Origin of the sequence: Sphingomonas corticis (genome assembly GCF_012035195.1) — a bacterium.
In the GTDB taxonomy this organism is placed as follows: domain Bacteria; phylum Pseudomonadota; class Alphaproteobacteria; order Sphingomonadales; family Sphingomonadaceae; genus Sphingomonas; species Sphingomonas corticis.
Map to the genome: position 1 here is coordinate 432,133 of NZ_JAAVJH010000001.1, position 24,669 is coordinate 456,801.

Below are 24,669 nucleotides of genomic sequence, written 5' to 3' on the forward strand. Positions count from 1 at the left end.
GTTCGAGCGAACGGACGGGAGTTGGTCAGAACAGCGCCCGCGCCGCGCCCATCGTCCAGGCGGTGAGGAGCGGGATGGCGAGGTAGCCGAGCGGCGACACCGCCACCGCGGCCACCGCGATCAGCCCGCCTTCCAGCCTGTCGCCCGGGCCGAACTCCCCGACCGGCTCGTCGAAGTACATCGTCTTGACGACGCGCAGATAGTAATAGGCGCCGATCACGCTCATGGCGATGCCGACCACGGCGAGCGGGAACAGCCCCGCCTGGACCGCGGCGTAGAACACGGCGAACTTGGCGTAGAAGCCGAACAGCGGCGGGATGCCCGCGAGCGAGAACATGAAGATCGCCAGCGCTGCGGCCAGGCCGGGACGGGTGCGCGACAGACCGGCGAGGCTCGCCAGCGTCTCCACCGGCTGTCCGCTCGCGTCGCGCATCTGCAACACGACGAGGAAGCTGCCCAGCGTCATCGCGATGTAGATCGCCATGTAGCTCAGCACGGCGGCGACGCCTTCCGGCGTGCCGGCGGCCAGGCCGATCAGCGCGAAGCCGACGTTGTTGATCGACGAATAGGCGAGCAGGCGCTTCACGTTCTGCTGCCCGATCGCCGCCACGGCACCCAGCAGGATGGAGGCAAGCGCGGCGAAGATCACGATCTGGCGCCACTGATCCTCCGCCGGCCCCATCGCCTCGATCGCGACGCGAACGGCGAGGCCCATCGCTGCGACCTTCGGCGCGGAAGCGAAGAAGGCGGTCACAGGGGTCGGCGCGCCCTCGTAGACGTCGGGCGTCCACATGTGGAACGGCACCGCGGAGATCTTGAAGGCTATGCCGGCGAAGACGAAGACCAGGCCGAAGATCAGCCCCATCGACTTCGCGTTGCCGCTCAGCGGCGCGGCGGCATAGGCGCCCGCGATCTCGTCGAACAGGGTGGAGCCGGTGAAGCCGTAGACCAGGCTGATGCCGTAGAGGAGAATGCCGGAAGCGAGCGCGCCCAGCACGAAATACTTCAGCCCCGCCTCCGCGGAGCGCGCGTCCTGTCGCATGAAGCTGGCGAGCACGTAAGCGGCCAGGCTCTGCAATTCGAGCCCGACGTAGAGCGTCAGCAGGTCCGCGGCGGACACCATGATGCCCATGCCCATTGCCGACAGCAGGATCAGCACGGGATATTCCGGCCGCAGGTCGTCGCCCGCGGTGCGGCGGAAGAAGTCGGGCGCCAGCAGCACGGAGATGGCGGCGGCGACGTAGATCAGCACCTTGGTGAAGCCGGCAAAGGCATCGGCCCGGTACAGTCCCTCGAACGCCGCGCCGCCCGAGGATGCGGGACCCGCCAGCGCGATCGTGGCGCCGGCCAGCACCGCCACCGCGGCCCAGGACACCGCCCTCGTCGACCCGGGACCGCCCCAGGCGGCCACCAGCATGAGCGCGAGCGCACCGAGGCCGAGCACGACTTCCGGCAGGATCATCGCGAGTTGCGCGGCATAGTTCATCAGTGCGCGCTCCCGTGCGCGGTGGTTTCAGCATGGGCCGCAGGGACGATGCCCTTGCCCTTGGTGGGAAGGCTGTCGCCCGCCGGCTTGGCGCGGTCGAGCCGGGCGAGCAGGATCTGCGTGTCCTTGCGCATCGGCGCCAGGAAGCTTTCCGGATAGACGCCCATCCACAGCACCACCGCGGCGATCGGCGCCAGCAGCCACAGCTCGCGGCCGGAGAGGTCGGACATGGCGCGCACCTCCTCCGACTTGATCTCGCCGAAGACCACGCGGCGATAGAGGTACAGCATGTACGCCGCGCCCAGGATGATGCCGGTGGTGCACAGCAGCGCGATCGTGGTCGACACCTGGTAGGTGCCCATCAACGCCAGCAGCTCGCCGACGAAGTTGGACGTGCCCGGCAGCCCGATCGACGCCATGGTGAAGAGCAGGAACAGCAAGGCGTAGCGCGGCATGTTGATGGCAAGGCCGCCGTAGCGGCTGATCTCGCGCGTGTGCAGCCGGTCGTAGATGACGCCGACGCACAGGAACAGCGCGCCGGAGACCAGTCCGTGACCCAGCATCACCATCATCGCGCCCTCGATCCCCTGCGCGTTGAAGGCGAACAGGCCGATGGTCACGATCGCCATGTGCGCGACGGACGAATAGGCGATCAGCTTCTTCATGTCCGACTGCACCAGCGCGACCAGGCTGGTGTAGATCACCGCCACCGCGCTCAATCCGAAGACCAGCCAGAACAGCGACGACGATGCCTCGGGGAACATCGGCAGGCTGAAGCGCAGGAAGCCGTAGCCGCCCAGCTTCAGCAGCACGCCCGCCAGGATCACCGATCCCGCGGTCGGCGCCTGCACGTGCGCGTCGGGCAGCCAGGTGTGAACCGGCCACATCGGCATCTTGACCGCGAAGGACGCGAAGAACGCGAGCCACAGCCACGTCTGCACGTCGGCCGGGAAATCGTACGCCATCAGCGCCGGGATCGACGTCGTGCCCGCGGTGATGCTCATGTAGAGCATGGCGATGAACATCAGCAGCGAGCCGAGCAGCGTGTACAGGAAGAACTTGTACGACGCGTAGATGCGGTTCGCGCCGCCCCAGATGCCGATGATGAGGAACATCGGGATCAGGCCGGCCTCGAAGAAGATGTAGAACAGGAAGATGTCCTGCGCCGCGAAGGTGCCGATCATCAGCACCTCGGTGAAGAGGAACGCGGCCATGTACTCGGACACGCGCTTCTCGATCGCGACCCAGGACGCGCCGATGCAGATCGGCATCAGGAAGACCGAGAGCGCGATCAGCAGCAGCGCGTAGCCGTCGATCCCCAGCGCCCAGGCGAAGCTGCCGAAGACGGGGCTATATTCCTGGAACTGCCACTGCGCGCCGCCGACGTCGAAGCTTGTCCACAGCACGACGCCGAGCGCGAGATCGACCAACGTCGCCGCCAGCGCGGTCCAGCGCGCGGTCTGCGCGGGCAGGAACAGGCACGCGACCGCGGCCAGCGCGGGCACGAGCAGCATGATCGAGAGGATGGGAAAGCCGGTCACTTCGCCCCCAGAAAACCGTTCGGGCCGAGCTTGTCGAAGCCCTGCCCTTCCCCTGTCGACGGGGAGAAAAGGAAGTACGACCCTTCGACAAGCTCAGGGCAAACGGACGTGTCGATGGCGCTCATCCGGCGATGGCCCACGTGACCGCGGCAGTCAGCCCGATCAGCATGACGAAGGCGTAGGTATAGACGTATCCGGTCTGCAGCCGCGCCGCGGCGCGCGATCCGACCTGTACCAGCCAAGCCGAGCCGTTGGGACCGAAGCGGTCGATCGTGCCCTCGTCGCCCCTGTGCCACAGCACGCGCCCGATCGCGAAGGCGGGGCGGACGAACAGGAAATGGTAGAGCTCGTCGAAGTACCATTTGCGCAGCAGGAAGCGGTAGAGCGGCTGGAACGTGTCGGCGAACTTGGCCGGGAAGTCCGGCGAGCGGATGTACGCCGCCCAGGCGATCAGCAGCCCCGTCAGCATGACGATCGTGGCGCTCAGCTTCACCAGCAGCGGCACCTCGTGCATCGCGTGCATCAGATGCTCGTCGAAGGCGATCGACCCCTTCCAGAAATGCTCGCCCGCGTCGGGCTCGATGAACTGGTGGAAGAAGGCGAAGCCGGCGGCGACCGCGCCGATCGACAGCACGATCAGCGGGATCAGCATCGGCAGCGGGCTCTCGTGCGGGTGATAGCCGCCGGTGCCGGTCGGGATCTCGTTGAAGCCGCGGCTCTCCACCGCCGGCGCATGGCCGGCGTCCTCGTGCGCGGCATCCCCGTGATGGTCGGCGCCGTGATGGTCCGCGCCGTGATGCGCCTCGGCATGATGATCGTCATGGCCGTGCGCGTCGTGCAGCGCGTGCTGGATATGCTCCGACGCGGCCCAGCGCGGCGTGCCCCAGAACGTCAGGAACATCAGCCGCCACGAATAGAAGCTGGTCAGCAGTGCCGCGAACACGCCCGTCATCGACGCCACGGGCGATCCCGCCGCCCAGCTGACCTCGATGATCGCGTCCTTCGAGTGATAGCCGGCGAACCCGCCGATGCCGTAGATGCCGACGCCCGTGATCGCCAGCGTGCCCAGCAGCATCGCGACGAACGTGACCGGGATCGACTTCCGCAGGCCGCCGTAGAAGCGCATGTCCTGCTCGTGATGCATCGCGTGGATCACCGAACCCGCGCCGAGAAACAGCAACGCCTTGAAGAAGGCGTGCGTGAACAGGTGGAACATCGCCGCACCATACGCGCCGACGCCCGCGGCGAAGAACATGTAGCCGAGCTGCGAGCAGGTCGAATAGGCGATCACGCGCTTGATGTCGGTCTGCGTCGTGCCGACCGTCGCGGCGAACAGGCAGGTCGCGGCACCGATGAAGGTGACGAAGCCGAGCGCGGTCGGCGACGCCTCGAACATCGGCGACAGGCGGCACACCATGAAGACCCCCGCCGTCACCATCGTCGCGGCATGGATCAGCGCCGACACCGGGGTCGGCCCCTCCATCGCGTCGGGCAGCCAGGTGTGCAGGCCGAGCTGCGCCGACTTGCCCATCGCGCCGACGAAGAGGAGCAGGCACAGCACCGTCATCGTATCGAAACGATAACCGAGGAAGCCGATCGTGCTGCCCGCCATCCCCGGCGCCGCGGCGAGGATCGCCGGGATCGAGACGGTGTCGAAGACGAGGTACGTGCCGAAGATGCCGAGCATGAAGCCCAGGTCGCCGACACGGTTGACGACGAACGCCTTGATCGCGGCGGCATTGGCGCTCGGCTTGCGGAACCAGAAGCCGATCAGCAGGTAGCTGGCCAGCCCGACGCCTTCCCAACCGAAGAACATCTGGATCAGATTGTCGGCCGTCACCAGCATCAGCATCGCAAAGGTGAACAGCGACAGATAGGCGAAGAAGCGCGGCTGGTCCGGATCCTCGCTCATATAGCCCCAGCTATAGAGGTGGACGAGCGCCGAGACGCTGGTGATGACGACCAGCATCACGCTGGTCAGCGCATCGACGCGCAGCGCCCAGTTCACGTCGAACGTGCCGGACTGGATGAAGTGCAGCACCGGCGTGACGCTCGCCTGCGCGTCGCCGAGGACGAACGACAGGAAGATCGGCCATGACAGCGCGCAGGCGACGAACAGCGCGCCCGTCGTGATCGCCTTCGGCAGCGTCGCGCCGAACGACTTGTTCGCGAAGCCCGCGACGATCGCGGCGACCAGCGGCAGGAAGACGATGAAGAGGATCGAGTGCACGGACGTGTTACCCCTTCATCCGGCTGGGATCGTCGACCGAGATCGAGCCACGGCCGCGGAAGAAGATGACGAGGATGGCAAGGCCGATCGCGGCCTCGCCCGCCGCCACCGTCAGCACGAACATCGCGAAGACCTGTCCCACCAGGTCGTTCAGCGCCGCGGAGAAGGCGACCAGGTTGATGTTCACCGCCAGCAGGATCAGCTCGATCGCCATCAGGATGACGATGATGTTCTTGCGGTTGAGGAAGATGCCCAGCACGCCCATCGTGAACAGCAGCGCCGCCACGACGAGATAGTGGATCAGGCCGACTCCGCCTGCACTCACAATTGCACCCCCTGCCCGATCTCCGGCCGCACGTTGCGCGTCGCGTCCTGCGGCCGGCGCGCCACCTGACGCGCGATGTTCTGATAGCGCGAGCCGCTCCGCTCGCGATGCGTCAGCACGATCGCGCCGATCATCGCCACCAGCAGCACGAAGCCGGCCGCCTCGAAGATGAAGAGATAGCGCGTGTACAGCAGGTAGCCGACCGCGGTGATGTTCGGCACGCCGGCATCGACCGGCGCGGCGCGGCGCGACAGCTCGATCCCGCCCGCGTCCCAGGCGAACACGCCGATCAGGATCTCCGCCACCAGCGCGACGGCGAGGACCAGGCCGATGCCGAAGTAGCGCACGAAGCCCGCGCGCAGCGAGGCGAAGTCGATGTCGAGCATCATGACGACGAACAGGAACAGCACCGCGACCGCGCCGACGTACACGATGACGAGCAGCATCGCGATGAACTCGGCCCCCACCAGCACCATGAGGCCCGCGGCGTTGAAGAACGCCAGGATCAGCCACAGCACGGAGTGGACCGGGTTGCGCGACGCGATCGTCATCGCGCCGGACAGCAGCACGACGAGAGCGAAGATGTAGAAGGCGATGGCCTGGATCATGGCGCGCGCCTAACGGTACGGCGCATCGGCGGCAAGGTTCGCGGCGATCGCGCGTTCCCAGCGGTCGCCGTTGTCGAGCAGCTTGGCCTTGTCGTAGATCAGCTCCTCGCGCGTTTCCGTCGAGAATTCGAAGTTTGGACCCTCGACGATCGCATCCACGGGACAGGCTTCCTGGCACAGGCCGCAGTAGATGCACTTCGTCATGTCGATGTCGTAGCGCGTCGTGCGGCGCGACCCGTCGTCGCGCGGCTCCGCCTCGATCGTGATCGCCAGCGCGGGGCACACCGCCTCGCACAGCTTGCACGCGATGCACCGCTCCTCGCCGTTGGGATAGCGGCGCAGCGCGTGCTCGCCGCGGAAGCGGGGCGAGATCGGGTTCTTCTCGAACGGATAGTTGATCGTCGCCTTGGGCTTGAAGAAATACTTCAGCGTGAGGGCGTGCGCCTTCACGAACTCCCACAAGGTGAACGCCTTGATCGTCGAAGCGAGACTCATGTCAGATCCCTACCCGCATGAACATCAGCACGCCGGAGACGAGGAACACCCAAAACAGCGACAGCGGCAGGAAGACCTTCCAGCCCAGCCGCATCAGCTGATCGTAGCGATAACGCGGCACCGTCGCCTTGATCCAGCTGAAGACGAAGAAGAAGAACAGGATCTTCGCGAACAGCCAGATGATCCCCGGCACGGCATATAGCGGCGCCCAGTCCAGCGGCGGCAGGTAGCCACCCCAGAACAGCGTCGCGTTGAGCGTGCACATGAGGATCACGTTGGCATATTCGCCGAGCCAGTAGAGCGCGAAGCTCATCGACGAATATTCGGTCTGGTAACCGGCGACCAGCTCGCTCTCCGCCTCCGTCAGGTCGAACGGCGCGCGCTGCGTCTCGGCCAGCGAGGAGATGAGGAACACGATCGACATGGGGAACAGCAAAGGGTTGAACGCGAAGCCGTTGATGAAGCCGTACAGCCCCTTCTGCGCCTCCACGATCCCGGTCAGGTTGAACGTCCCCGCCCACATCACGATCGAGATGAGCACGAAGCCGATCGCCACCTCGTAGCTCACCATCTGCGCGGCGGCGCGGATCGCGGAGAAGAAGGGATATTTGGAGTTGGACGACCAGCCCGCCAGGATGATGCCGTAGACGCCCAGCGACGAGGCGGCGAGCACGTAGAGCAGGCCGACGTTGATGTCCGCCAGCACCACCTCCGGCTGGAACGGCACCACCGCCCACACGATCAGCGCGACGGTGAAGGTGATGATCGGCGCCAGCAGGAACAGGCCCTTGTTCGCCGCGGTGGGGACGATCGTCTCCTGCAGGAACACCTTCAGCCCGTCGGCGAACGACTGGAGCAGGCCGAACGGCCCCACCACGTTCGGCCCGCGCCGCAGCGCCATCGCGGCCCAGATCTTGCGATCGGCGTAGATGATCATCGCCACCGCCAGCATCAGCGGCAGCGCGATGACGAGGATGCCGATGATGGTCGCCAGGAACCACGCCCAGCCATAGGGCAGGCCGACGGAGGTTTCGAAGAAGTCGGTCACTCCGCGGCCTCCGCGAACGCTTCGCCATGGACCAGTTCGGCCGAGCAGCGCTGCATCGTCGGCGATGCGCGGCAGATCGCATTGGTCAGGTAGAAGTCCTTGATCGGATAGCCCTCGATCCGGCCAGCCGCGGTCGTGCCGAGCGACGGCGGGTTCCACGCGAAGGTCTTCAGGCCCGGCTCGGCGAGATCCGGACAATCGAGCGCCATCGCGGCGCGCAGTTCCTCCAGCGTGTCGAACGGCAGCGTCTTGCCCAGCCGCTCGGACAGTGCGCGGAAGATCGTCCAGTCCTCGCGCGCGTCGCCCGGCGGGAACACGGCGCGCTCGCCGCGCTGCACCCGGCCCTCGAGGTTGACGAACGTCCCGCTCTTCTCCGCGTAGCTGGCACCCGGCAGCACGACGTCGGCGTGCGCCGCGCCGCGGTCGCCGTGGTGGCCGACATAGACCTTGAACCCGCCGAAGCCGGTGAACTCCACCTCGTCCGCGCCGAGGAAATAGGTGACGCCGGCGTCGCGCGCGTCGGCGATGCCGCCCTTGCTGGCATAGCCGAGCATCAGCCCGCCCATCCGCGCGGCGGCCATATGGACGACGTTGAAGCCGTTCCAGCCGTCGCGCACCAGGTTCAGGCTGGTCGCCAGCCCCAGCGCCGCGCCGTGCGCGCCCTTCATCGCCGCACCGCCGACGATCACCGCCGGGCGCTCGGCCTTGCCGAACGCCTCGGTCACCGCCTCGGGCAGGTCGCCGAGCAGCGACAGGTCGTCGCCCAGCCACGTGACCTTGTACGTCAGCTCCGTCTCGGCACCGATCGCGAACACCCTAGCGCCGCGCTTGATCGCCTTGCGGATGCGCGTGTTCACCAGTGGCGCTTCCCAGCGCAGGTTGGTGCCCACGAGCAGGATCGCGTCAGCGCGCTCGATGCCCGCGATCGTCGTGTTGAAGTTCACCGCGGCCAGGCTGGAGGTGTCATAGTCCATGCCGGTCTGCCGCCCCTCCAGCACGGGCGTGCCGAACTGCGTCGCCAGCGCCTTGGCGGCGAACATCGTCTCGCAATCGACCAGGTCGCCGGCGACCACGGCCACCTTGCCGTGGTCCGCCGCGACGATCGCCTCGAACGCCTCATCCCAGGTCGCGGGATGCAGCTTGCCGCCGCGCCGCACATACGGACGGTCGAGCCGGCGGCGCACCAGCCCGTCGATGGCGTGGCGCGTCTTGTCGTGCGCCCATTCCTCGTTCACGTCGTCGTTGATGCGCGGCACGCAGCGCAGCACCTGCCGACCGCGGCTGTCGAGGCGGATGTTCGTTCCCACCGCGTCCATGACGTCGATCGTCAGCGTCTTGCGCAATTCCCACGGCCGCGCCTCGAACGCGTAGGGCTTGCTGGTCAGCGCGCCGACCGGACACAGGTCGACCACGTTGCCGCTCAGCTCGCTGGTCACCGCCTCCTCAAGATAGGAGGTGATCTGCATGTTCTCGCCGCGATAGATCGCGCCGATCTCCTCCACGCCCGCCACTTCCTCGGCGAAGCGGATGCAGCGCGTACACTGGATGCACCGGGTCATGATCGTCTTCACGATCGGACCCATGTACTTCTCCGTCACCGCGCGCTTGTTCTCGTCGTAGCGCGAGTGGCCGCGGCCATAGGCCATGGCCTGGTCCTGCAGGTCGCACTCGCCGCCCTGGTCGCAGATCGGGCAGTCGAGCGGATGGTTGATGAGCAGGAATTCCATGATGCCCTCGCGGGCGTTCTTCACCATCGGCGTGGTGGTGAAGACCTCCTGATTGTCCGCCGCGGGCAGCGCGCACGACGCCTGGGGCTTGGGCGGCCCGGGCTTCACCTCGACCAGGCACATGCGGCAATTGCCCGCGATCGACAGCCGCTCGTGATAGCAGAAGCGCGGGATCTCCTTGCCCGCGGCCTCGCACGCCTGGAGCACGGTGGCTCCCTGCGGCACCTCGACCTCGATCCCGTCTACCTTAAGCTTGGGCATTACTCTGCAGCTTCCTGCATGGGTGCTAGATCACCGGGGCGGCCGGTGCGCTCGTGGATGCGGCGCTCCAGCTCGGGCCGGAAATGCTTGATGAGGCCCTGGATCGGCCACGCCGCCGCATCGCCCAGCGCGCAGATCGAGTGGCCCTCGACCTGCTTCGTCACCTGCTGGAGCATGTCGATCTCGCCGATGTCGGCGTCGCCGGTGCGCAGCCGCTCCATCACGCGCCACATCCAGCCGGTGCCCTCGCGGCACGGCGTGCACTGGCCGCAGCTCTCGTGCTTGTAGAAGTAGGAGATGCGGCTGATCGCGCGGACGATGTCCGTCGACTTGTCCATCACGATGATCGCCGCGGTGCCGAGCCCCGATCCGACGCCCTTCAGACCGTCGAAGTCCATCGGACAGTCGATGATGTCCTTGGCCGGCACCAGCGGCACTGAGGAACCGCCCGGGATGACGGCCAGGAGATTGTCCCAACCGCCGCGGATGCCGCCGCAATGCTTCTCGATCAGCTCGCGGAAGCTGATGCTCATCGCCTCCTCGACCACCGTGGGGCGATCGACGTGGCCGCTGATCTGGAAGAGCTTGGTGCCCTTGTTGTTCTCCGCGCCGAAGCTGGAGAACCACTCGGCGCCGCGGCGCAGGATGGTCGGCGCGACGGCGATGCTCTCGACGTTGTTCACCGTCGTCGGGCAGCCGTAGAGGCCCGCACCCGCCGGGAACGGCGGCTTCAGCCGCGGCTGGCCCTTCTTGCCCTCCAGCGATTCCAGCATCGCCGTTTCTTCGCCGCAGATGTAGGCGCCCGCGCCGCGGTGGACGAAGACGTCGAAGTCATAGCCGGTACCGCACGCGTTCTTGCCGACGAGACCAGCGTCATACGCCTCCTGCACGGCGGCGAAGAGCGTCTCCGCCTCTCTGATATACTCGCCGCGGATGTAGATGTACGCCGCTCGCGCCCGCATCGCGAAGCCGGCGACCAGCGCGCCCTCGATCAGCTTGTGCGGATCGTGGCGGATGATCTCGCGGTCCTTGCACGATCCCGGCTCGGATTCGTCGGCGTTGATGACGAGGAAGTTGGGCCGGTCGGCTTTCGGCTCCTTGGGCATGAACGACCATTTGGTGCCGGTCGGGAAGCCCGCCCCGCCGCGCCCGCGCAGGCCCGACGCCTTCACGACGTCGATGATCTTGTCCTGGCCGAGTTCCAGCAGCGCCTTCGTATTGTCCCAGTCGCCGCGCGCGCGCGCCGCGTCCAGCCGCCACGACTGATAGCCGTAGAGGTTGGTGAAGATGCGATCCTTGTCGGTCAGCGAAGTGATCGCCGTCATGCGCCCCACTCCGGACGATAATCGTGGTTCTCGCTCATCATCGCCACCAGCGAGGTCGGTCCGCCGAGCGGCTCGACGGTGTGACGGCCGGGCTCCTGCGTACCTGCCTTGGGCTGCTCGCCGCGCGCCAGCGCCTCGATGATCGTAACGGTGCGATCGTAGTCCAGATCCTCGAAATTGTCGTCGTTGATCTGCACCATCGGCGCCGACGCGCAATTGCCCATGCACTCGACCTCGGTCAGCGTGAACAGGCCGTCCGGCGTGGTCTTCCCCTTCACCAGTCCCTTGTTCTTGCACGCCGCCAAGACGTCGTCCGACCCGCGCAACATGCAAGGCGTCGTGCCGCACACCTGCACATGGTAGCGGCCGACCGGCGCCAGGTTGAACATCGTGTAGAAGGTCGCGACCTCGTACACGCGCATGTACGGCACGCCGATCTCGCGCGCGACATACTCGATTACCGGCACGGGCAGCCAGCCCTGCGTCTGCGTCTCCGCGCCGACCTGCCGCTGGGCGAGGTCGAGCAGCGGGATCGACGCGGACTGCTCGCGGCCCGCCGGGTAGCGCGCGAGGATGGCGTTGCGCTTCTCGCGGCTCTCGTCGGACCAGGCGAACGCTCCCCAGCGGGCGCGGACCTCGGCTTCGTCGGGAATTTGGGGTGCGTCAGCCATCAGCGGTCACATTCACCGAAAACGATATCCATCGCGCCCAGGATCGCGGTCGTGTCCGCCAGCATGTGGCCGCGGCTCATGAAGTCCATCGCCTGGAGGTGCGAAAAGGCCGTGGGGCGGATCTTGCAGCGGTACGGCTTGTTGCTGCCGTCGCTGACGAGGTACACGCCGAACTCGCCCTTGGGGCTCTCGGTCGCGACGTACACCTCGCCCGCGGGCACGTGATAGCCCTCGGTATAGAGCTTGAAGTGGTGGATCAGCGCCTCCATCGAGCGCTTCATCTCGCCCCGCTTCGGCGGCGCCACCTTGCGGTCGGTCGTCGCGACCGGCCCTTCTGGCATCTCGTTCAGGCACTGGCGCATGATGCGGGCCGACTGACGGACTTCCTCCACGCGCACCATGAAGCGGTCGTAGCAGTCCCCGCGGGTGCCGACCGGCACGTCGAAGTCCATGCGATCGTAGACGTCGTATGGCTGCGACTTGCGCAGGTCCCACGGCACGCCCGCGGCGCGGATCATCGGGCCGGAGAAGCCCCAGGCGATCGCATCGTCGCGGCTGACGGTGGCGATGTCCACGTTGCGCTGCTTGAAGATGCGGTTGTCCGCGACCAGGCTGATCGCATCCTCGAACAGCCGCGGCAGGCGCGTGTCGAGCCAGTCGCCGATGTCGGCCAGCAGCTTCAGCGGCACGTCCTGGTGCACCCCGCCGACGCGGAAGTAATTGGCGTGCATCCGCGCGCCGCTGATCCGCTCGTAGAAGTTCATGCAGTCTTCGCGCAGCTCGAACAGCCACAGGTTCGGCGTCATCGCGCCGACGTCCATGACGTGCGAACCGAGGTTCAGCATGTGGTTCTTGATGCGCGTCAGCTCCGCGCAGAACACGCGCAGATATTGCGCGCGCAGCGGCACCTCCAGGTCGAGCAGCTTCTCCGCCGCCAGCACGAAGCTGTGCTCCATGCACATCGGCGAGCAGTAATCGAGCCGGTCGAAATACGGGATCGCCTGCGCGTAGGTCTTGTACTCGATCAGCTTCTCGGTGCCGCGGTGCAGCAGGCCGACGTGCGGGTCGATCCGCTCCACGATCTCGCCGTCGAGCTCCATGACGAGGCGCAGCACGCCGTGTGCCGCGGGATGCTGCGGACCGAAGTTGATCGTGTAATTCTGGATGGCGACGTCGCCCGGCTCCGCGTGCGCGCTGTCGGTCGCGTGCAGGATCTTCTCCACCGCGGGATCTACCGCGGTGCGCGCGTTGACCTCTTCGGCGCGGGTCGGCGCGTCGGTGTGTACGTCGCTCACTGGTTCTGTCCTCCAGTGCCGCCGCCCGCCGGCCCGCTACTCTTGCCGGGCAGCACGTCGGGATCGGCAGGCTTGGGCTCGCCGCCGTCCGGGCCGGGCTTGCCCGCTCCGGTCTCGGCGGTGCTGCCCGCGTCCTTCTTCGCATAGGGCTCGCTCGGCGCGGACGGCGCCGCCTTGGCGCTCTGCGCGGCGTCGGCCTTCTGCACCTGCGTCGCCGTCAGCGGCGTGGGCGCGCCCTTCGCCTCGGGCAGGGCCGCCTTCTCGTCGCCCGGCAGCACGTATTCGGCGCCTTCCCACGGGCTCTCGAAGTCGAAGCTGCGGAAATCCTGCGCCAGCTTCACCGGCTCGTACACCACGCGCTTCTGCTCTTCCGAATAGCGCATCTCGACATAGCCGGAGAGCGGGAAATCCTTGCGGAACGGATGCCCGCGGAAGCCGTAATCGGTCAGGATGCGGCGCAGGTCGCGATTGCCCGCGAACAGCACGCCGTAGAGGTCGTAGACCTCGCGCTCCAGCCAGCCGGCGACGGGCCACAGCCCCGTCACCGACGGTACCGGCGTCTCCTCGGTCGCGCCGACGTGAACGTGCAGGCGATGGTTGCGCGTCAGCGAGAGGAGGCAGTAGACCACCTCGAACCGCTCGGCCCGCGACGGATAGTCGACGCCCGCGATCTCCATCAGCTGCTGGTATTCCAGGCCCGGCGTGTCGCGCAGCGCGGTCATCGCCGCGACCAGCCCGTCGCGCGTCACGTGCAGCTGCACCTCGCCCGCGATCTCGATTGTGTCGAGCAGCGCCGCGCCCAGCGTCGCGCGCGCGGCCTCCATCGTCGCCTCGTTCAGCGAGGAGGCCCAGGCGGGTGCCGGTGCCTTCATCGCTCGATGCTCCCGGAACGGCGGATCTTCCGCTGCAGCTGCATCACGCCGTACAGCAGCGCCTCCGCGGTCGGCGGGCAGCCGGGAACGTAGATGTCGACCGGCACGATGCGGTCGCAGCCGCGCACGACGGAATAGCTGTAGTGATAATAGCCGCCGCCGTTGGCGCACGACCCCATCGAAATGACGTACTTGGGCTCCGACATCTGGTCGTAGACGCGGCGCAGCGCCGGGGCCATCTTGTTGCACAGCGTGCCCGCCACGATCATCACGTCCGACTGGCGCGGCGACGCACGCGGGGCGGCGCCGAACCGCTCCATGTCATAGCGCGGCATGTTGACGTGGATCATCTCCACCGCGCAGCACGCCAAGCCGAAGGTCATCCACCACAGGCTGCCGGTGCGCGCCCACTGGAACAGGTCCTCGGTCGAAGTGACGAGGAAGCCCTTGTCGGTCAGCTCGCCGTTCAGGCTGTCGAAGAAGCCCTGGTCGGGCGCCACGACGCCGCGCCCGCTCTCCGGCGCGTTGACGAGGCCGACGGGGCCGGAGTGCGCCTCTACTCCCATTCCAGCGCTCCCTTCTTCCATGCGTAGACGAGGCCGAGCGCCAGCTCGCCGATGAAGATCATCATGCTGACCCACGCGGTCCAGCCGAGATCGAACACGCTGACCGCCCAGGGAAACAGGAACGCCGCCTCCAGGTCGAAGATGATGAACAGGATCGCGACCAGGTAGAAGCGGACGTCGAACTGGCTGCGCGAATCCTCGAACGCGGGGAAGCCGCACTCATATTCGCTCAACTTCTCCGGCGTGGGCTTGTAGGCGCCCGTCAGCCGCGACACGGCCATCGGCAGGAACACGAAGGCCGACGACAGGACCAGGGCGACGCCCAGGAACATCAGGATCGGCAGATATTGCGACAGATCGACCAAAGGGACTTCTCGCAGGTGCGAACGGAACAGGGCCAGCCTTTAGGCCTACGCATATAGCGGGGCAAGGTTTCCGGCCGTGAGAATGACTCGCAGGTGACAACCTCCCCGGCACGGGGAGGATCCTACCTGAGCGCGCCGGCGACCATCTTGTGGAGCTTGGAATGCAGCCCGTCGTTGGCGGCGAGGAATTCGTTGCGGTCGGCGTAGCGCTCGCCGCCGCGATAGTCGGTGACGAAGCCGCCCGCCTCCTTCACCAGCAGCACGCCGGCGGCGTAGTCCCACGGCTTCAGGTCGCTTTCCCAATAGGCGTCGAAGCGTCCCGCCGCGACCCAGGCGAGGTCGAGCGCGGCGGCGCCCAGCCGGCGGATGCCCGCGACCTGCGGCGCCACCGCGCCGAAGATGCGCGACCAGGTGACGAAATCGCCATGGCCGAGGAACGGAATGCCCGTCGCCACCAGCGCCTCGCTCGGCTCGCGTCGTGCGGACACGCGCAGCCGCTGATCGGTCAGCCACGCGCCGCGGCCCTTCTCCGCCCAGAAGCTCTCGTCGGTCAACGGCTGGTAGACCAGCGCCGTGGTGACCTCGCGCTTGCCCGACGGCAGCGGCTCCTCCACCGCGATCGAGATGGCGAAATGCGGGATGCCGTGCAGGAAGTTGCTGGTCCCGTCGAGCGGATCGATGATGAAGCGCGGCTTGGCCGGATCGCCCGCGATCTCGCCCCGCTCCTCCATCAGGAAGCCCCAGTCGGGACGCGCCTTCGACAGCTCCTCGAACAGCGTCTGCTCGGCGCGCTGGTCGGCCTGGCTGACGAAATCGGCCGGGCCCTTGCGACTGACCTGGAGGTGCTGGACCTCGTTGAAGTCGCGGCGCAGCCGCGGCGCGGCCTTGCGCGCGGCGCGGTCGATGACGGTGATGAGGCCGGAATGGGCGGGCATGGTAAATCCTTCTCCCTCTCCCCATCGGGAAGAGGGCCGGGGAGAGGGGCAGTCGTCGCCGGCGCAACGGCCGTTCGGACGACCTGTAGTTCATTCGCCCGCCTTTGACAGGTCGAGCGTCAATCAACGACCCGCCGCGAGCAAAGCCCGCGTCGTCAGTCGCGCTGCGCGCGCTGGCCGGACCGGCGGATCGGACAGATAGCTACGCTATCTGACTCGTCCGCTCGGCCTCAATCCGCGCGCCGCACATACGTCCCCTCGTACACGTCGACCACGATCCGCGTGCCGCTGGCGATGTGCGGCGGCACCATCACGCGGACGCCGTTGTCGAGCACGGCGGGCTTGTAGCTGGACGAGGCGGTCTGCCCCTTCACCACCGCGTCGGCCTCGACGATCGTCGCCTCCACGGTATCGGGCAGCTGGACGCTGATCGCCTCGTCCTCGTACAGCTCCATCACCACGTCCATGCCGTCCTGCAGGAAGGCGGCGGCGTCGCCGAGCAGGTCGCGCGGCAGCGTCACCTGGTCGTAGGTGTCCTTGTCCATGAAGACGAGGCCGTCGCCCTCGGCGAACAGGAACTGGAAGTCCTTGGTGTCGAGCCGCACGCGCTCCACCGTCTCGGCCGAGCGGAAGCGGACGTTGTTCTTGCGCCCGTCGCGCAGGTTCTTCAGCTCCACCTGCATGTACGCGCCGCCCTTGCCGGGTTGCGTGTGCTGGATCTTCACGGCGCGCCAGATGCCGCCCTCATACTCGATGATGTTGCCGGGACGGATGTCCACGCCGCTGATCTTCATGGGTTCCTCGAACCTGTTGGAAAGAGCCGGGCGCGCGGGGGCGCCGATGGCGCGCGATCTAGCGCCGCCCGGCGGGTTCGACAAGCAGCGGATAGGGATTGAGCGGGACTCCGGCGGACCACCCCTCGCCCTGCGCCATCCGCTTGACGGAGAAGTGGAGGTGCGGCGCCTCGGGGCTGGCGTTCCCGGTCGACCCTACCGTTCCGAGCAGGTCGCCGCGGCGCACCGCCTGCCCTTCCGCCAGGCCGGGGCGGTAGGTGTCGAGATGCGCGTAGTAGAACACCAGACGGCCATCCGTGCTGCGCACGTAGACGGTGTTGCCGCCGTCGCGACTGAGGAACAGCTTCTCCACCCGGCCTGGCGCCGCCGCGAGCACGGGCGTGCCACGCGGCGCCATGATGTCGATCGCCTCGTGCGCGCGCGCGCCGCCCGCGCGCGACTGGCCCCAGGTGTCGGTGAGCTGCGCCGCCCGCACGCCCGCGACCGGCACCGGCAGGCGGCCGACCTGGGTCATCGCCGCGGGCGCGGGCACCGCCGGAGCGACCCGCGCCGCGCGCACGGACGCGCCATTACCCGGCCCGAACGAGAGCATGGAGGCGAACAGCGCCGCCGCCAGCACGATCGCGCAGAGGATGCCCCAGCCCAGCCGCGTCACGTTACGCTCGGAAGATGACCGGCGTGCCGGACTTCACCATCAGCGCCACCCGCGCCGCATCCCAGTTGGTCAGCCGGACGCAGCCGTTGCTCTCGGCCCGGCCGATCAGTTCCGGATTCGGCGTGCCGTGGATGCCGTAATGCTCCTTCGACAGGTCGATCCACACCACGCCGACGGGGTTGTTGGGCCCGGGCGGAATGATCTGCGCCTTCTTGTCGTCGCTCACGCCCTTCAGGATCGCGGGGTTCATCTTCCAGTCGGGATTGGGCGAGACGTGCAGCACCTTCCAGTTGCCGATCGGCAGCGGGTCTCGCGCCGAGCCGATGGTGGCGGTATATTGCGCGATCACCTTCCCGCCCGCGTCCAGCACGCGCAGGATGCCGTCCGACTTGTCGACCGTGATCGTCGCCGCCTTCGGCACCCGCGCCTCCACGTTCAGCCCGGCCAGCGTGGCGCGCCAGGCCGGCGTCGCGTCCGCGGGATAATCGCGCGAGGAGGGCAGCGAGTTGGGCGCGACGATCCTCGTGCCCGGGCGGATCGTCGTGACGCCGGGGTTCAGCGTGGCGAGCACCGCGGGCGTGGTGTGGTAGCGCTCGGCGATCTTCTCCAGCGGGCGGCTGTACGCCATGCCGGGCAGCTTCGCCTGCTCCGCATAGTCCTTCGGCATGGGATTGACGAACGGACCGGTGAAGCTGCCGCGGTCGAGCGTCACCTCCACGGTCGGCCGCGCGGCGCGATAGGGATAGAGGGCGCGCAGGGTGGCCGGATCGGCCTTCCCCGTCACCGTCAGTCCGCGCGACTCCTGAAAGCCCTTCAGCGCGTTGACCAGCGACTGTCCGCCGCGCCCGTCGAGCACGCCGGGGCCGAAGCCCAGCTTGTCGAGGATCACCTGCACGTGGAGGGTCGAGCGGTCGATCGCGGGGGTCGCGGCGGGCGCCTGGGCGAGGGCGGGCACGACGACCGACGCGCCGAGCGCGGCGGCGGCGAGGAGGTAGGGTTTACGCAGCACGGTTGGGGCACCTCGTTCTTTTCGGTGCCGGAACAACGCGCCCGCTGCCGTGCGGCTCCCTATCGGGTCGACAGCACCCCGGCGAACGCCGCCACCGCCGCGCGCTCGTCGCCGTTCCACACCGCACCCGACACCGCAAGGAAGTCCGCCCCCGCCGCCACCAGCGGCGCGGCATTGTCGGGCGTGATGCCGCCGATCGCGACCGAGGGCAGCTCGAACAGCGCGGACCACCAGCCGAGGATCGAGGGGTCGGGCCGGTGGCGCACCTCCTTGGTCGTTGTCGGGAAGAAGGCGCCGAACGCCACATAATCGGCGCCCGCCTCCCCCGCCTCCATCGCCAGATGGCGGCTGTCGTGGCAGGTGACGCCGATCTGCACCGCCGGGCCGAGCAGCTGTCGCGCCTCGCGCGGGTCGCCGTCGTCCTGGCCCAGATGCACGCCGTCCGCGCCCAGCCGCTTCGCCAGCGCGACGCTGTCGTTGACGATGAAGGCGACCTCGCGATCGGCGCACAGACGCTGCAACGGCTCGGCCAGTCGCGCCGCCTGGTGCTGGTCCATGCCCTTCACCCGATACTGGAACGCCGCCACCGGCCCCGCGTCCAACGCGCGGGCGAGCCGGTCGGGAAAGCCGCCGCCGACGTCCAGCGGCGAGACGAGGTAGAGCTGGCACGGCGGCCGGGACACGTCGCGCTGGAAACGGGCGCCGAACTCGGGATCGAGCGGGCCGAGGATGTCGTCGTCTTCGTCGGTCATGCCTGTGCGTCTACGGCCGGAGCAGCGCTAAGAGAAGCGGCGAGAACTCCACCGAGGTCTCACCGACAAGCGTTGCATTGGCCATCGGACTGATGGGTCCCGTCGCGTCCGGATCAGCTTCGCCGATCAACCTTCGACTCCGACGAAGGGGGAGGTGGAAGCGGCGGCAAATGCTCGATGATACAACGCCATGGAGGGCAACCGGCAACGTCGTAGACGATCGTAAGGCTCACGTGCTGTCCTTTACGAGCCTTCGATGATCGCTCAACGTCGAGCCTTGCCTGTCCGACGATCCGTTGGGCGATATCGCTGCTCTGGTCCGAAACTTGATGATAGGGGCGCTCACGACACTTGATGATACGATCGCCGGATCGATCGCATAGCAACGACACGCGCCATGACGTTTGGAGACGAGGAAGCTTGTGCCATGCCGCAGTGGAACGCGGCACGTCCCAAATCAATCGGGAACCGCTAAAGCGAGCCGCCTTCGTGCAGTCGACACCCTCGCAAAAGCGTCCTTGGACGTAGAAGGCATCGTTCGAAAGCGGACGATCCTCCCTGAGGTTGTAAACCTGCAGCGGCGGACTTGCCAACGCCAGCAACCAGACGATCATTCTATCGGCTCCGCATTTCCGCCCATGCCGGTTGCACCGTCACCCTGCCGCATCCTCTTCCACCACCGCCAGCAGGAACCCGTCCCACCCCTTTTCGCCCACCGTCTGCACGACCGTGGCGGAGAGGCGCGGCTCGGCCGCCACCGCCTCGTACAGCGCGCGGGTGCCGACGATACGCGGATCGTCGCTCTGGGGGTCGAGCACCCCGCCCTCGCGCACCACATTGTCGACGACGATGGTCGTTCCCGGTCGTGACAGGCGCAGCGCGTGGCGCAGGTAGGTGACGTTCCCCTGTTTGTCGGCGTCGATGAAGACGAAATCGAACGGCCCTTCCAGCGCGGCGAGCGTCTCCGCCGCGTCGCCCGCGATTACGCGGACGCGATCGGCGAGGCCCGCGCGATCGAGGTTGGCGCGCGCGACGGCGGCGTGGCCGGAATCGAGCTCCAGCGAGACCAGTTCGCCGCCCTCTCCCACCGTGCGCGCCAGCTCGATGGTGGAATAGCCGCCGAGCGTGCCCACCTCCAGCACCCGCCGCGCCCCGGCCATGCGCGCGAGGAGGTGGAGCATCCGCCCTTGCAGCGGCGACACGTCGATCGCGGGCAGGCCCGCCGCCGCGTTCGCCGCCAGCGCGTCGGCCAGCGCCGGATCGCCGGGGAGCAGGTGGGCGGCGGCATAGCCGTCCACCTGCGCCCAGCGCGGATCGGGCGTGTCGACGCCTTGGATCATCTCGGGCCGCGACCGTTTCAGGCCGCGACGGGTGCCTTGGCCGTGGAGGCGGCGTAGATCTCGTCGATCGCCTCGCCCAGCGCCGCGTCGAATTGCGCGTCGTCCATCTGCGCACGAAGATCGGACAGCAGCGCGCGGCTGAAGCTGGCGATCACGCCCGTGTTCTTCGCCAGCTCCGCACACGCCTCGGTGCGGCTGAACCCGCCCGACAGCGCGACGACGCGCAGCACGCGCGGATGCTCGACCAGCGGCAGGAACAGGTCGGCCCTGGCCGGCAGCGACAGCTTCAGCATGACCTTGTCGTCACCGGTCATCGCGTCCAGCGCCTTGGTCAGTTCGTCGAGCAGGATCGCGTCCGCCTCGGCCCGTTCCGCGCTCTTGATGTTCACCTCGGGCTCGATGATCGGCACCAGCCCGTGCGCCAGCACCTCCCGCGCGACGTCGAACTGCTGCGTCACCACCGCGGCGATGCCCTCCCTGTTGGCGAGATTGATGACCGAGCGCTCCTTGGTGCCGAACACGCCCAGCCCTCGCGCGCGGTCGAGCAGCGCGCCCAGGCCCGGCATCGGCTTCATCAGCTGCACGCCGTTCGCCTCGTCCTCCAGCCCCTTGTCGATCTTCAGGAAGGGGACCACGCCCTTGTCGGCCAGCGCCTGCGGCACCGGCTTGCCGCCGGCTTCGCCGTCCATCGTGCGCTCGAACAGGATCGCGCCGATCACCTTGTCGCCGGTGAAGGCGTCCGAGGTGATGATGCGGCTGCGCATCTGGTGGATCAGCGCGAACATCTCCTCGTCGCTCGACCAGGCGCCGTCCTCGATGCCGTAGCCCTTCAGTGCCTTGGGCGTGGAGCCGCCGGACTGGTCCAGCGCGGCGATGAAGCCGCGGCCCGCGGCGATCTTCTTCGTCATGTCGGCGGTGTTCATGATCGTTCCCCTCTCGATTCTCTGATTACAAGGCGAGCCAGCGACGCAACGCCTGGTCGACGGCGCGCATGGTCGCGGGATCGAGCGACCCGATGACGCCGCCGATCCGCTCGATCGGATGCGTGTAGATCAGGTCGGTCTGCACTTCGCTCGGTAGGCGCAGGCCGTTCTGGTCGGTCGGCGCGACGAAGGGCCGCTGCCCCTCGATACCGCGCAGATGCGAGGTCAGCGGACATCCTGTGACGCGATCAGGCGCCGTGAGCGCGCTGTCGCGCTGAACCACGACGTAGGGACGCGGCTTGCCGGCAGGCGTATTCGGCTCGCGGACGAGGATCAGGTCGCCCCGCTTCATCGCGTCGGCGGGGGACCGTCCGGTCCCCAGTCGTATCCGCCGTCCTCGGCGTCGAGCCACGCCGAAAACGCTTCGCTCGACGCGATCGCCGCACGCCGCTCCGCTTCGGTCAGGCGGGACGCGTGAACCTCCGCGGCGCGCCGGATCTGCTCGTCGACGTCCTCGCGATCCAGACGATCGATGATCCAGTCGCGCGCCACCACGCTCTTGGGTCGCCCGATCTCCCGAGCATAACGCTCCAGCCGCTGCTCGGCCTTCTCGTCCAGGCGGATACCCAGCATCGCGACACCTCGTTCAACATGTTGAACGTAGGCGCCAGCCCTCACTGCGTCAACGCCGCCACGCCGGGCAGCTCGCGTCCTTCCATCCACTCCAGGAACGCCCCGCCCGCGGTCGACACGAAGGTGAAGTCGTCGGCGACGCCCGCGTGATTCAGCGCCGCCACCGTGTCGCCGCCGCCCGCGACGGAGACGAGGCTGCCGTCCTTGGTCAGCGCCGCCGCGGTCTTCGCCAGCGCGACGGTGGCGGTGTCGAACGGCGCGGTCTCGAACGCGCCGAGCGGACCGTTCCACACGAGCGTACGGCAATTCTTCAGCACGTCGCCCAGCGCCTCGACCGCGGCGGGGCCGACGTCCAGGATCATCTCGTCCGCCGCGACCTCGTGCACGTTGACCGTGCGCACCGGCGGGTTGGCGCGGAATTCGCGGGCGACCACCACGTCGTAGGGCAGGTGGACGGTGCAGCCGGCGGCATCGGCGGCGTCGAGGATCTCCTCCGCCGTGCCGGTCAGGTCGTGCTCGCACAGGGACTTGCCCACGTCGACGCCGCGCGCGGCCAGGAAGGTGTTGGCCATGCCGCCGCCGATGATGAGGTGGTCGACCCTGCCCACCAGATGCTTCAGCACGGCGAGCTTGGTCGACACCTTCGCGCCGCCTACCACGGCGGCGACGGGATGCTCGGGCCGGCCGAGCGCCTTCTCCAGCGCGTCCAGCTCCGCCTCCATCGCACGGCCGGCGAAGGCGGGCAGCCGGTGCGCCAGCCCCTCGGTCGAGGCGTGTGCGCGGTGCGCGGCGGAGAAGGCGTCGTTGACGTAGAGGTCGCCCAGCGCGGCGAAGCGATCGACGACGGCGGCGTCATTCTTCTCCTCGCCGCCGAAGAAGCGCGTGTTCTCCAGCACGGCGATGTCGCCCGGCCGGAGCGTCGCCACCGCGGCGGCATCCCCCTCCCAGTCGACGTAGCGGACCGGGCGGCCGAGCACCGCCTCGTAGGGCTTCACCACCTGCGCCAGGCTGAACTCGGGCGAGGGGACGCCCTTGGGGCGGCCGAAATGCGCGAGGACGAGGACGATCGCGCCCTTGTCGGAGAGCTCCGCCACGGTCGGCACCGTGGCGCGCAGGCGGGTGTCGTCCGTCACCTTCCCATCGGCGAAGGGGACGTTCAGGTCCTCGCGGACGAGGACGCGCCTACCGCGGACGTCACCGATATCATCGAGCGTTCGGAATGACTTGGCCATGCTTCCTCGATCCTGATCTCATCACCGGCGGCGATCCGGCCACCCGCGATCACCATCGCGCAGGCGCCGCCGCGCCAGTCGGGCAGCAGCGCCGCCTTCAACCCCGGGGCCAGCGCCTCCATCCGCTCGCACGGATCGGCCTCGCGCGTGATCTCCAGCACCACCTCGGCGCCGATGAACACGAGCGCGCCCCTCACCTGCGGCAGGTCGACGCCGTCGACCAGCAGGTTCGCGCGCCGCTCCTGCCACGGCAGGGCGTGGCCGACCTCCGCGGTCGCCGCCTCCCAGTCGCCACGCTCGATCAGCGTCACCTGCCGCTTGTACGGCTTGCCTCGCATCGCGCCGCGAAAATCGCCCTGGACGCCGCCCTCAAGCGTCACCAGCGCGTGGTCGAGCAGCTCCATCGGCGCCTTCGGCCGCGCGTGTCGGGCGATGCCGAGGAGGACGCCGAAACCGCTCACACCCGTTCATCCGGGGCAACGTCGAAGGGCACGCGCAACGCACGGGCTTCGACTTCGCTCAGCACGAACGGGCGTGTGCGCATGGGACTAGCCCAGCTTCGCCATCGCCGTGGCGGTGTCGACCATGCGGTTGGAGAAGCCCCACTCGTTGTCGTACCAGGTGACGACGCGCACCAGCTTGCCGTCGATCACGGCGGTCTCCAGCCCGTCCACCGTGGAGGAGAACGGTGTGTGGACGATGTCGATCGAGACCAGCGGCTCCTCCGAATATTCCAGCACGCCCTTCATCGGCCCTTCGGCGGCGGCCTTCAGCAGCGCGTTGACCTCGTCCTTCGTCGTGTCGCGCTTGGGCGTGAAGGTGAGGTCGACCAGGCTGCCGTCCGGCACGGGCACGCGCACCGCGCTGCCGTCCAGCTTGCCCTTCAGTTCGGGCAGCACCTCGCCCACCGCGCGCGCGGCGCCGGTGGTCGTCGGGATCATGCTCATCGCCGCGGCGCGGGCGCGGCGCAGGTCGGGATGAATCTGATCGAGGATCTTCTGGTCGTTGGTATAGGCGTGGATCGTCGTCATCAGCCCGCGCTCGATGCCGATCGCGTCGTTCAGCACCTTGGCTACCGGAGCGAGGCAGTTGGTGGTGCACGACGCGTTGGACACGATCGTGTGCCCCGCCTCCAGCCTGTCGTCGTTCACGCCGTACACGACGGTGATGTCGACGCCCTTGGCCGGGGCGGAGATGAGGACCTTCTTCGCGCCCGCATCGATGTGCTTTTGCGCGCTCTCGCGATCGGTGAAGAAGCCGGTGCACTCGAGCACGATGTCGACGCCCAGCTCCCTGTGGGGCAGGTTCGCCGGATCGCGCTCGGCGGTCACGCGGATGCGCTTGCCGTCGATCACCAGGTCCTGGCCCTCGGCGGCGACGGTGCCGGCGTACTTGCCGTGGACGCTGTCGCGGCTGAACAGCCAGGCGTTCGACTTGGCATCGGCCAGGTCGTTGATCGCGACCAGCTCCAGCTCGCTGCCGCGCTCCAGCAGCGCGCGCGCGACGAGCCGCCCGATCCGTCCGAAGCCGTTGATCGCTACCTTGGTCATGCGTCGCTCCTCACCCCCGTTGGTCGATTCC

The 24,669-nt window shown here is 68.0% G+C and carries 28 protein-coding genes; all 28 read right to left on the bottom strand.

What is annotated here, in order from left to right; all coding sequences use genetic code 11:
- Nucleotides 1-25 precede the first annotated feature (25 nt).
- The 28 genes from nuoN to gap all read right to left on the bottom strand — a co-directional run bounded on the left by nuoN (nucleotide 26) and on the right by gap (nucleotide 24,638).
- On the bottom strand, nucleotides 26-1,486 hold the full coding sequence (gene nuoN / locus HBH26_RS02245) for an NADH-quinone oxidoreductase subunit NuoN (protein ID WP_168132938.1): 1,461 nt from the start codon (nucleotides 1,484-1,486) through the stop codon (nucleotides 26-28).
- The gene (locus HBH26_RS02250) at nucleotides 1,486-3,027 is read right to left on the bottom strand and encodes an NADH-quinone oxidoreductase subunit M (protein ID WP_168132939.1); all 1,542 of its coding nucleotides are present in this window, start codon (nucleotides 3,025-3,027) and stop codon (nucleotides 1,486-1,488) included. The genes nuoN and HBH26_RS02250 overlap by 1 nt, the downstream gene beginning before the upstream one ends.
- The gene (locus tag HBH26_RS20970; protein WP_275402925.1) at nucleotides 3,024-3,152 is read right to left on the bottom strand and encodes a hypothetical protein; all 129 of its coding nucleotides are present in this window, start codon (nucleotides 3,150-3,152) and stop codon (nucleotides 3,024-3,026) included. The genes HBH26_RS02250 and HBH26_RS20970 overlap by 4 nt, the downstream gene beginning before the upstream one ends.
- A complete protein-coding gene (gene nuoL, locus HBH26_RS02255) occupies nucleotides 3,149-5,257 on the bottom strand; it encodes an NADH-quinone oxidoreductase subunit L (RefSeq protein WP_168132940.1) in 2,109 nt (702 codons plus the stop codon). The genes HBH26_RS20970 and nuoL overlap by 4 nt, the downstream gene beginning before the upstream one ends.
- A gap of 7 nt (nucleotides 5,258-5,264) precedes the next feature.
- Nucleotides 5,265-5,582 carry an NADH-quinone oxidoreductase subunit NuoK gene (gene nuoK / locus HBH26_RS02260; RefSeq protein ID WP_420824967.1) on the bottom strand — a complete coding sequence of 106 codons (318 nt, stop codon included), beginning with the start codon at nucleotides 5,580-5,582 and terminating at the stop codon, nucleotides 5,265-5,267.
- Nucleotides 5,579-6,190 (bottom strand): NADH-quinone oxidoreductase subunit J, encoded by a 612-nt coding sequence (locus HBH26_RS02265; RefSeq protein WP_168132941.1) that lies wholly within the window; start codon nucleotides 6,188-6,190, stop codon nucleotides 5,579-5,581. Before HBH26_RS02265 ends, nuoK begins: the two co-directional genes overlap by 4 nt.
- Nucleotides 6,191-6,199: 9 nt before the next feature.
- Nucleotides 6,200-6,685 (bottom strand): NADH-quinone oxidoreductase subunit NuoI, encoded by a 486-nt coding sequence (nuoI, locus tag HBH26_RS02270; RefSeq protein WP_168132942.1) that lies wholly within the window; start codon nucleotides 6,683-6,685, stop codon nucleotides 6,200-6,202.
- A gap of 1 nt (nucleotide 6,686) precedes the next feature.
- A complete protein-coding gene (gene nuoH, locus HBH26_RS02275) occupies nucleotides 6,687-7,733 on the bottom strand; it encodes an NADH-quinone oxidoreductase subunit NuoH (RefSeq protein WP_168132943.1) in 1,047 nt (348 codons plus the stop codon).
- Nucleotides 7,730-9,721: an NADH-quinone oxidoreductase subunit NuoG gene (gene nuoG, locus HBH26_RS02280; protein ID WP_168132944.1), complete on the bottom strand. Its 1,992-nt coding sequence runs from the start codon at nucleotides 9,719-9,721 to the stop codon at nucleotides 7,730-7,732. The genes nuoH and nuoG overlap by 4 nt, the downstream gene beginning before the upstream one ends.
- The gene (nuoF, locus tag HBH26_RS02285; RefSeq protein ID WP_168132945.1) at nucleotides 9,721-11,046 is read right to left on the bottom strand and encodes an NADH-quinone oxidoreductase subunit NuoF; all 1,326 of its coding nucleotides are present in this window, start codon (nucleotides 11,044-11,046) and stop codon (nucleotides 9,721-9,723) included. Before nuoF ends, nuoG begins: the two co-directional genes overlap by 1 nt.
- Nucleotides 11,043-11,717: a complex I 24 kDa subunit family protein gene (locus tag HBH26_RS02290; RefSeq protein WP_168132946.1), complete on the bottom strand. Its 675-nt coding sequence runs from the start codon at nucleotides 11,715-11,717 to the stop codon at nucleotides 11,043-11,045. The genes nuoF and HBH26_RS02290 overlap by 4 nt, the downstream gene beginning before the upstream one ends.
- On the bottom strand, nucleotides 11,717-12,931 hold the full coding sequence (locus HBH26_RS02295; protein WP_338057217.1) for an NADH-quinone oxidoreductase subunit D: 1,215 nt from the start codon (nucleotides 12,929-12,931) through the stop codon (nucleotides 11,717-11,719). The genes HBH26_RS02290 and HBH26_RS02295 overlap by 1 nt, the downstream gene beginning before the upstream one ends.
- A gap of 77 nt (nucleotides 12,932-13,008) precedes the next feature.
- The gene (locus HBH26_RS02300) at nucleotides 13,009-13,884 is read right to left on the bottom strand and encodes an NADH-quinone oxidoreductase subunit C (RefSeq protein ID WP_168132947.1); all 876 of its coding nucleotides are present in this window, start codon (nucleotides 13,882-13,884) and stop codon (nucleotides 13,009-13,011) included.
- Nucleotides 13,881-14,450: a NuoB/complex I 20 kDa subunit family protein gene (locus HBH26_RS02305; RefSeq protein ID WP_168132948.1), complete on the bottom strand. Its 570-nt coding sequence runs from the start codon at nucleotides 14,448-14,450 to the stop codon at nucleotides 13,881-13,883. Before HBH26_RS02305 ends, HBH26_RS02300 begins: the two co-directional genes overlap by 4 nt.
- Nucleotides 14,441-14,815, bottom strand: coding sequence for an NADH-quinone oxidoreductase subunit A (locus HBH26_RS02310; RefSeq protein WP_168132949.1), 375 nt, complete (start codon nucleotides 14,813-14,815; stop codon nucleotides 14,441-14,443). The genes HBH26_RS02305 and HBH26_RS02310 overlap by 10 nt, the downstream gene beginning before the upstream one ends.
- Before the next feature lie 122 nt (nucleotides 14,816-14,937).
- Entirely contained in the window at nucleotides 14,938-15,750 is an 813-nt protein-coding gene (locus HBH26_RS02315) for an inositol monophosphatase family protein (protein ID WP_168132950.1), read from the bottom strand.
- A 230-nt stretch (nucleotides 15,751-15,980) separates the two neighbouring features.
- The gene (gene efp / locus HBH26_RS02320) at nucleotides 15,981-16,544 is read right to left on the bottom strand and encodes an elongation factor P (RefSeq protein ID WP_168132951.1); all 564 of its coding nucleotides are present in this window, start codon (nucleotides 16,542-16,544) and stop codon (nucleotides 15,981-15,983) included.
- Nucleotides 16,545-16,602: 58 nt separating this feature from the next.
- Nucleotides 16,603-17,199 (bottom strand): M23 family metallopeptidase, encoded by a 597-nt coding sequence (locus HBH26_RS02325; protein WP_338057213.1) that lies wholly within the window; start codon nucleotides 17,197-17,199, stop codon nucleotides 16,603-16,605.
- 1 nt (nucleotide 17,200) lies between these two features.
- Nucleotides 17,201-18,208, bottom strand: coding sequence for a L,D-transpeptidase family protein (locus HBH26_RS02330; RefSeq protein ID WP_338057214.1), 1,008 nt, complete (start codon nucleotides 18,206-18,208; stop codon nucleotides 17,201-17,203).
- A 59-nt stretch (nucleotides 18,209-18,267) separates the two neighbouring features.
- Complete coding sequence (gene thiE / locus HBH26_RS02335) at nucleotides 18,268-18,960, bottom strand: thiamine phosphate synthase (protein WP_168132952.1); 693 nt, start codon at nucleotides 18,958-18,960, stop codon at nucleotides 18,268-18,270.
- Between the two features lie 113 nt (nucleotides 18,961-19,073).
- The gene (locus tag HBH26_RS02340) at nucleotides 19,074-19,574 is read right to left on the bottom strand and encodes a hypothetical protein (protein ID WP_168132953.1); all 501 of its coding nucleotides are present in this window, start codon (nucleotides 19,572-19,574) and stop codon (nucleotides 19,074-19,076) included.
- Between the two features lie 39 nt (nucleotides 19,575-19,613).
- The gene (locus HBH26_RS02345; protein WP_168132954.1) at nucleotides 19,614-20,300 is read right to left on the bottom strand and encodes an O-methyltransferase; all 687 of its coding nucleotides are present in this window, start codon (nucleotides 20,298-20,300) and stop codon (nucleotides 19,614-19,616) included.
- 17 nt (nucleotides 20,301-20,317) lie between these two features.
- Nucleotides 20,318-21,223 (bottom strand): fructose bisphosphate aldolase, encoded by a 906-nt coding sequence (locus HBH26_RS02350; RefSeq protein WP_168132955.1) that lies wholly within the window; start codon nucleotides 21,221-21,223, stop codon nucleotides 20,318-20,320.
- A 25-nt stretch (nucleotides 21,224-21,248) separates the two neighbouring features.
- Nucleotides 21,249-21,575 (bottom strand): type II toxin-antitoxin system PemK/MazF family toxin, encoded by a 327-nt coding sequence (locus HBH26_RS02355; protein WP_168132956.1) that lies wholly within the window; start codon nucleotides 21,573-21,575, stop codon nucleotides 21,249-21,251.
- Nucleotides 21,572-21,856, bottom strand: coding sequence for a Clp protease/crotonase-like domain-containing protein (locus HBH26_RS02360; protein ID WP_168132957.1), 285 nt, complete (start codon nucleotides 21,854-21,856; stop codon nucleotides 21,572-21,574). The genes HBH26_RS02355 and HBH26_RS02360 overlap by 4 nt, the downstream gene beginning before the upstream one ends.
- A gap of 41 nt (nucleotides 21,857-21,897) precedes the next feature.
- Complete coding sequence (locus HBH26_RS02365) at nucleotides 21,898-23,088, bottom strand: phosphoglycerate kinase (RefSeq protein ID WP_168132958.1); 1,191 nt, start codon at nucleotides 23,086-23,088, stop codon at nucleotides 21,898-21,900.
- Nucleotides 23,013-23,549: an MOSC domain-containing protein gene (locus HBH26_RS02370; RefSeq protein WP_420824968.1), complete on the bottom strand. Its 537-nt coding sequence runs from the start codon at nucleotides 23,547-23,549 to the stop codon at nucleotides 23,013-23,015. Before HBH26_RS02370 ends, HBH26_RS02365 begins: the two co-directional genes overlap by 76 nt.
- Before the next feature lie 87 nt (nucleotides 23,550-23,636).
- The gene (gap, locus tag HBH26_RS02375; protein ID WP_168132959.1) at nucleotides 23,637-24,638 is read right to left on the bottom strand and encodes a type I glyceraldehyde-3-phosphate dehydrogenase; all 1,002 of its coding nucleotides are present in this window, start codon (nucleotides 24,636-24,638) and stop codon (nucleotides 23,637-23,639) included.
- Between the last annotated feature and the right edge of the window lie 31 nt (nucleotides 24,639-24,669).

Coding starts and splice junctions, on each gene's coding strand:
- nuoF (WP_168132945.1), bottom strand. CDS start 11,046: ATGACGGCGATCACTTCGCTGACCGACAAGGATCGCATCTTCACCAAC.
- HBH26_RS20970 (WP_275402925.1), bottom strand. CDS start 3,152: ATGAGCGCCATCGACACGTCCGTTTGCCCTGAGCTTGTCGAAGGGTCG.
- HBH26_RS02265 (WP_168132941.1), bottom strand. CDS start 6,190: ATGATCCAGGCCATCGCCTTCTACATCTTCGCTCTCGTCGTGCTGCTG.
- HBH26_RS02360 (WP_168132957.1), bottom strand. CDS start 21,856: ATGCTGGGTATCCGCCTGGACGAGAAGGCCGAGCAGCGGCTGGAGCGT.
- gap (WP_168132959.1), bottom strand. CDS start 24,638: ATGACCAAGGTAGCGATCAACGGCTTCGGACGGATCGGGCGGCTCGTC.
- nuoN (WP_168132938.1), bottom strand. CDS start 1,486: ATGAACTATGCCGCGCAACTCGCGATGATCCTGCCGGAAGTCGTGCTC.
- thiE (WP_168132952.1), bottom strand. CDS start 18,960: ATGACCGACGAAGACGACGACATCCTCGGCCCGCTCGATCCCGAGTTC.
- HBH26_RS02365 (WP_168132958.1), bottom strand. CDS start 23,088: ATGGCCAAGTCATTCCGAACGCTCGATGATATCGGTGACGTCCGCGGT.
- nuoG (WP_168132944.1), bottom strand. CDS start 9,721: ATGCCCAAGCTTAAGGTAGACGGGATCGAGGTCGAGGTGCCGCAGGGA.
- nuoI (WP_168132942.1), bottom strand. CDS start 6,685: ATGAGTCTCGCTTCGACGATCAAGGCGTTCACCTTGTGGGAGTTCGTG.
- HBH26_RS02305 (WP_168132948.1), bottom strand. CDS start 14,450: ATGGGAGTAGAGGCGCACTCCGGCCCCGTCGGCCTCGTCAACGCGCCG.
- HBH26_RS02290 (WP_168132946.1), bottom strand. CDS start 11,717: ATGGCTGACGCACCCCAAATTCCCGACGAAGCCGAGGTCCGCGCCCGC.
- HBH26_RS02355 (WP_168132956.1), bottom strand. CDS start 21,575: ATGAAGCGGGGCGACCTGATCCTCGTCCGCGAGCCGAATACGCCTGCC.
- efp (WP_168132951.1), bottom strand. CDS start 16,544: ATGAAGATCAGCGGCGTGGACATCCGTCCCGGCAACATCATCGAGTAT.
- HBH26_RS02350 (WP_168132955.1), bottom strand. CDS start 21,223: ATGAACACCGCCGACATGACGAAGAAGATCGCCGCGGGCCGCGGCTTC.
- HBH26_RS02300 (WP_168132947.1), bottom strand. CDS start 13,884: ATGAAGGCACCGGCACCCGCCTGGGCCTCCTCGCTGAACGAGGCGACG.
- HBH26_RS02340 (WP_168132953.1), bottom strand. CDS start 19,574: ATGATCGTCTGGTTGCTGGCGTTGGCAAGTCCGCCGCTGCAGGTTTAC.
- HBH26_RS02345 (WP_168132954.1), bottom strand. CDS start 20,300: ATGATCCAAGGCGTCGACACGCCCGATCCGCGCTGGGCGCAGGTGGAC.
- HBH26_RS02315 (WP_168132950.1), bottom strand. CDS start 15,750: ATGCCCGCCCATTCCGGCCTCATCACCGTCATCGACCGCGCCGCGCGC.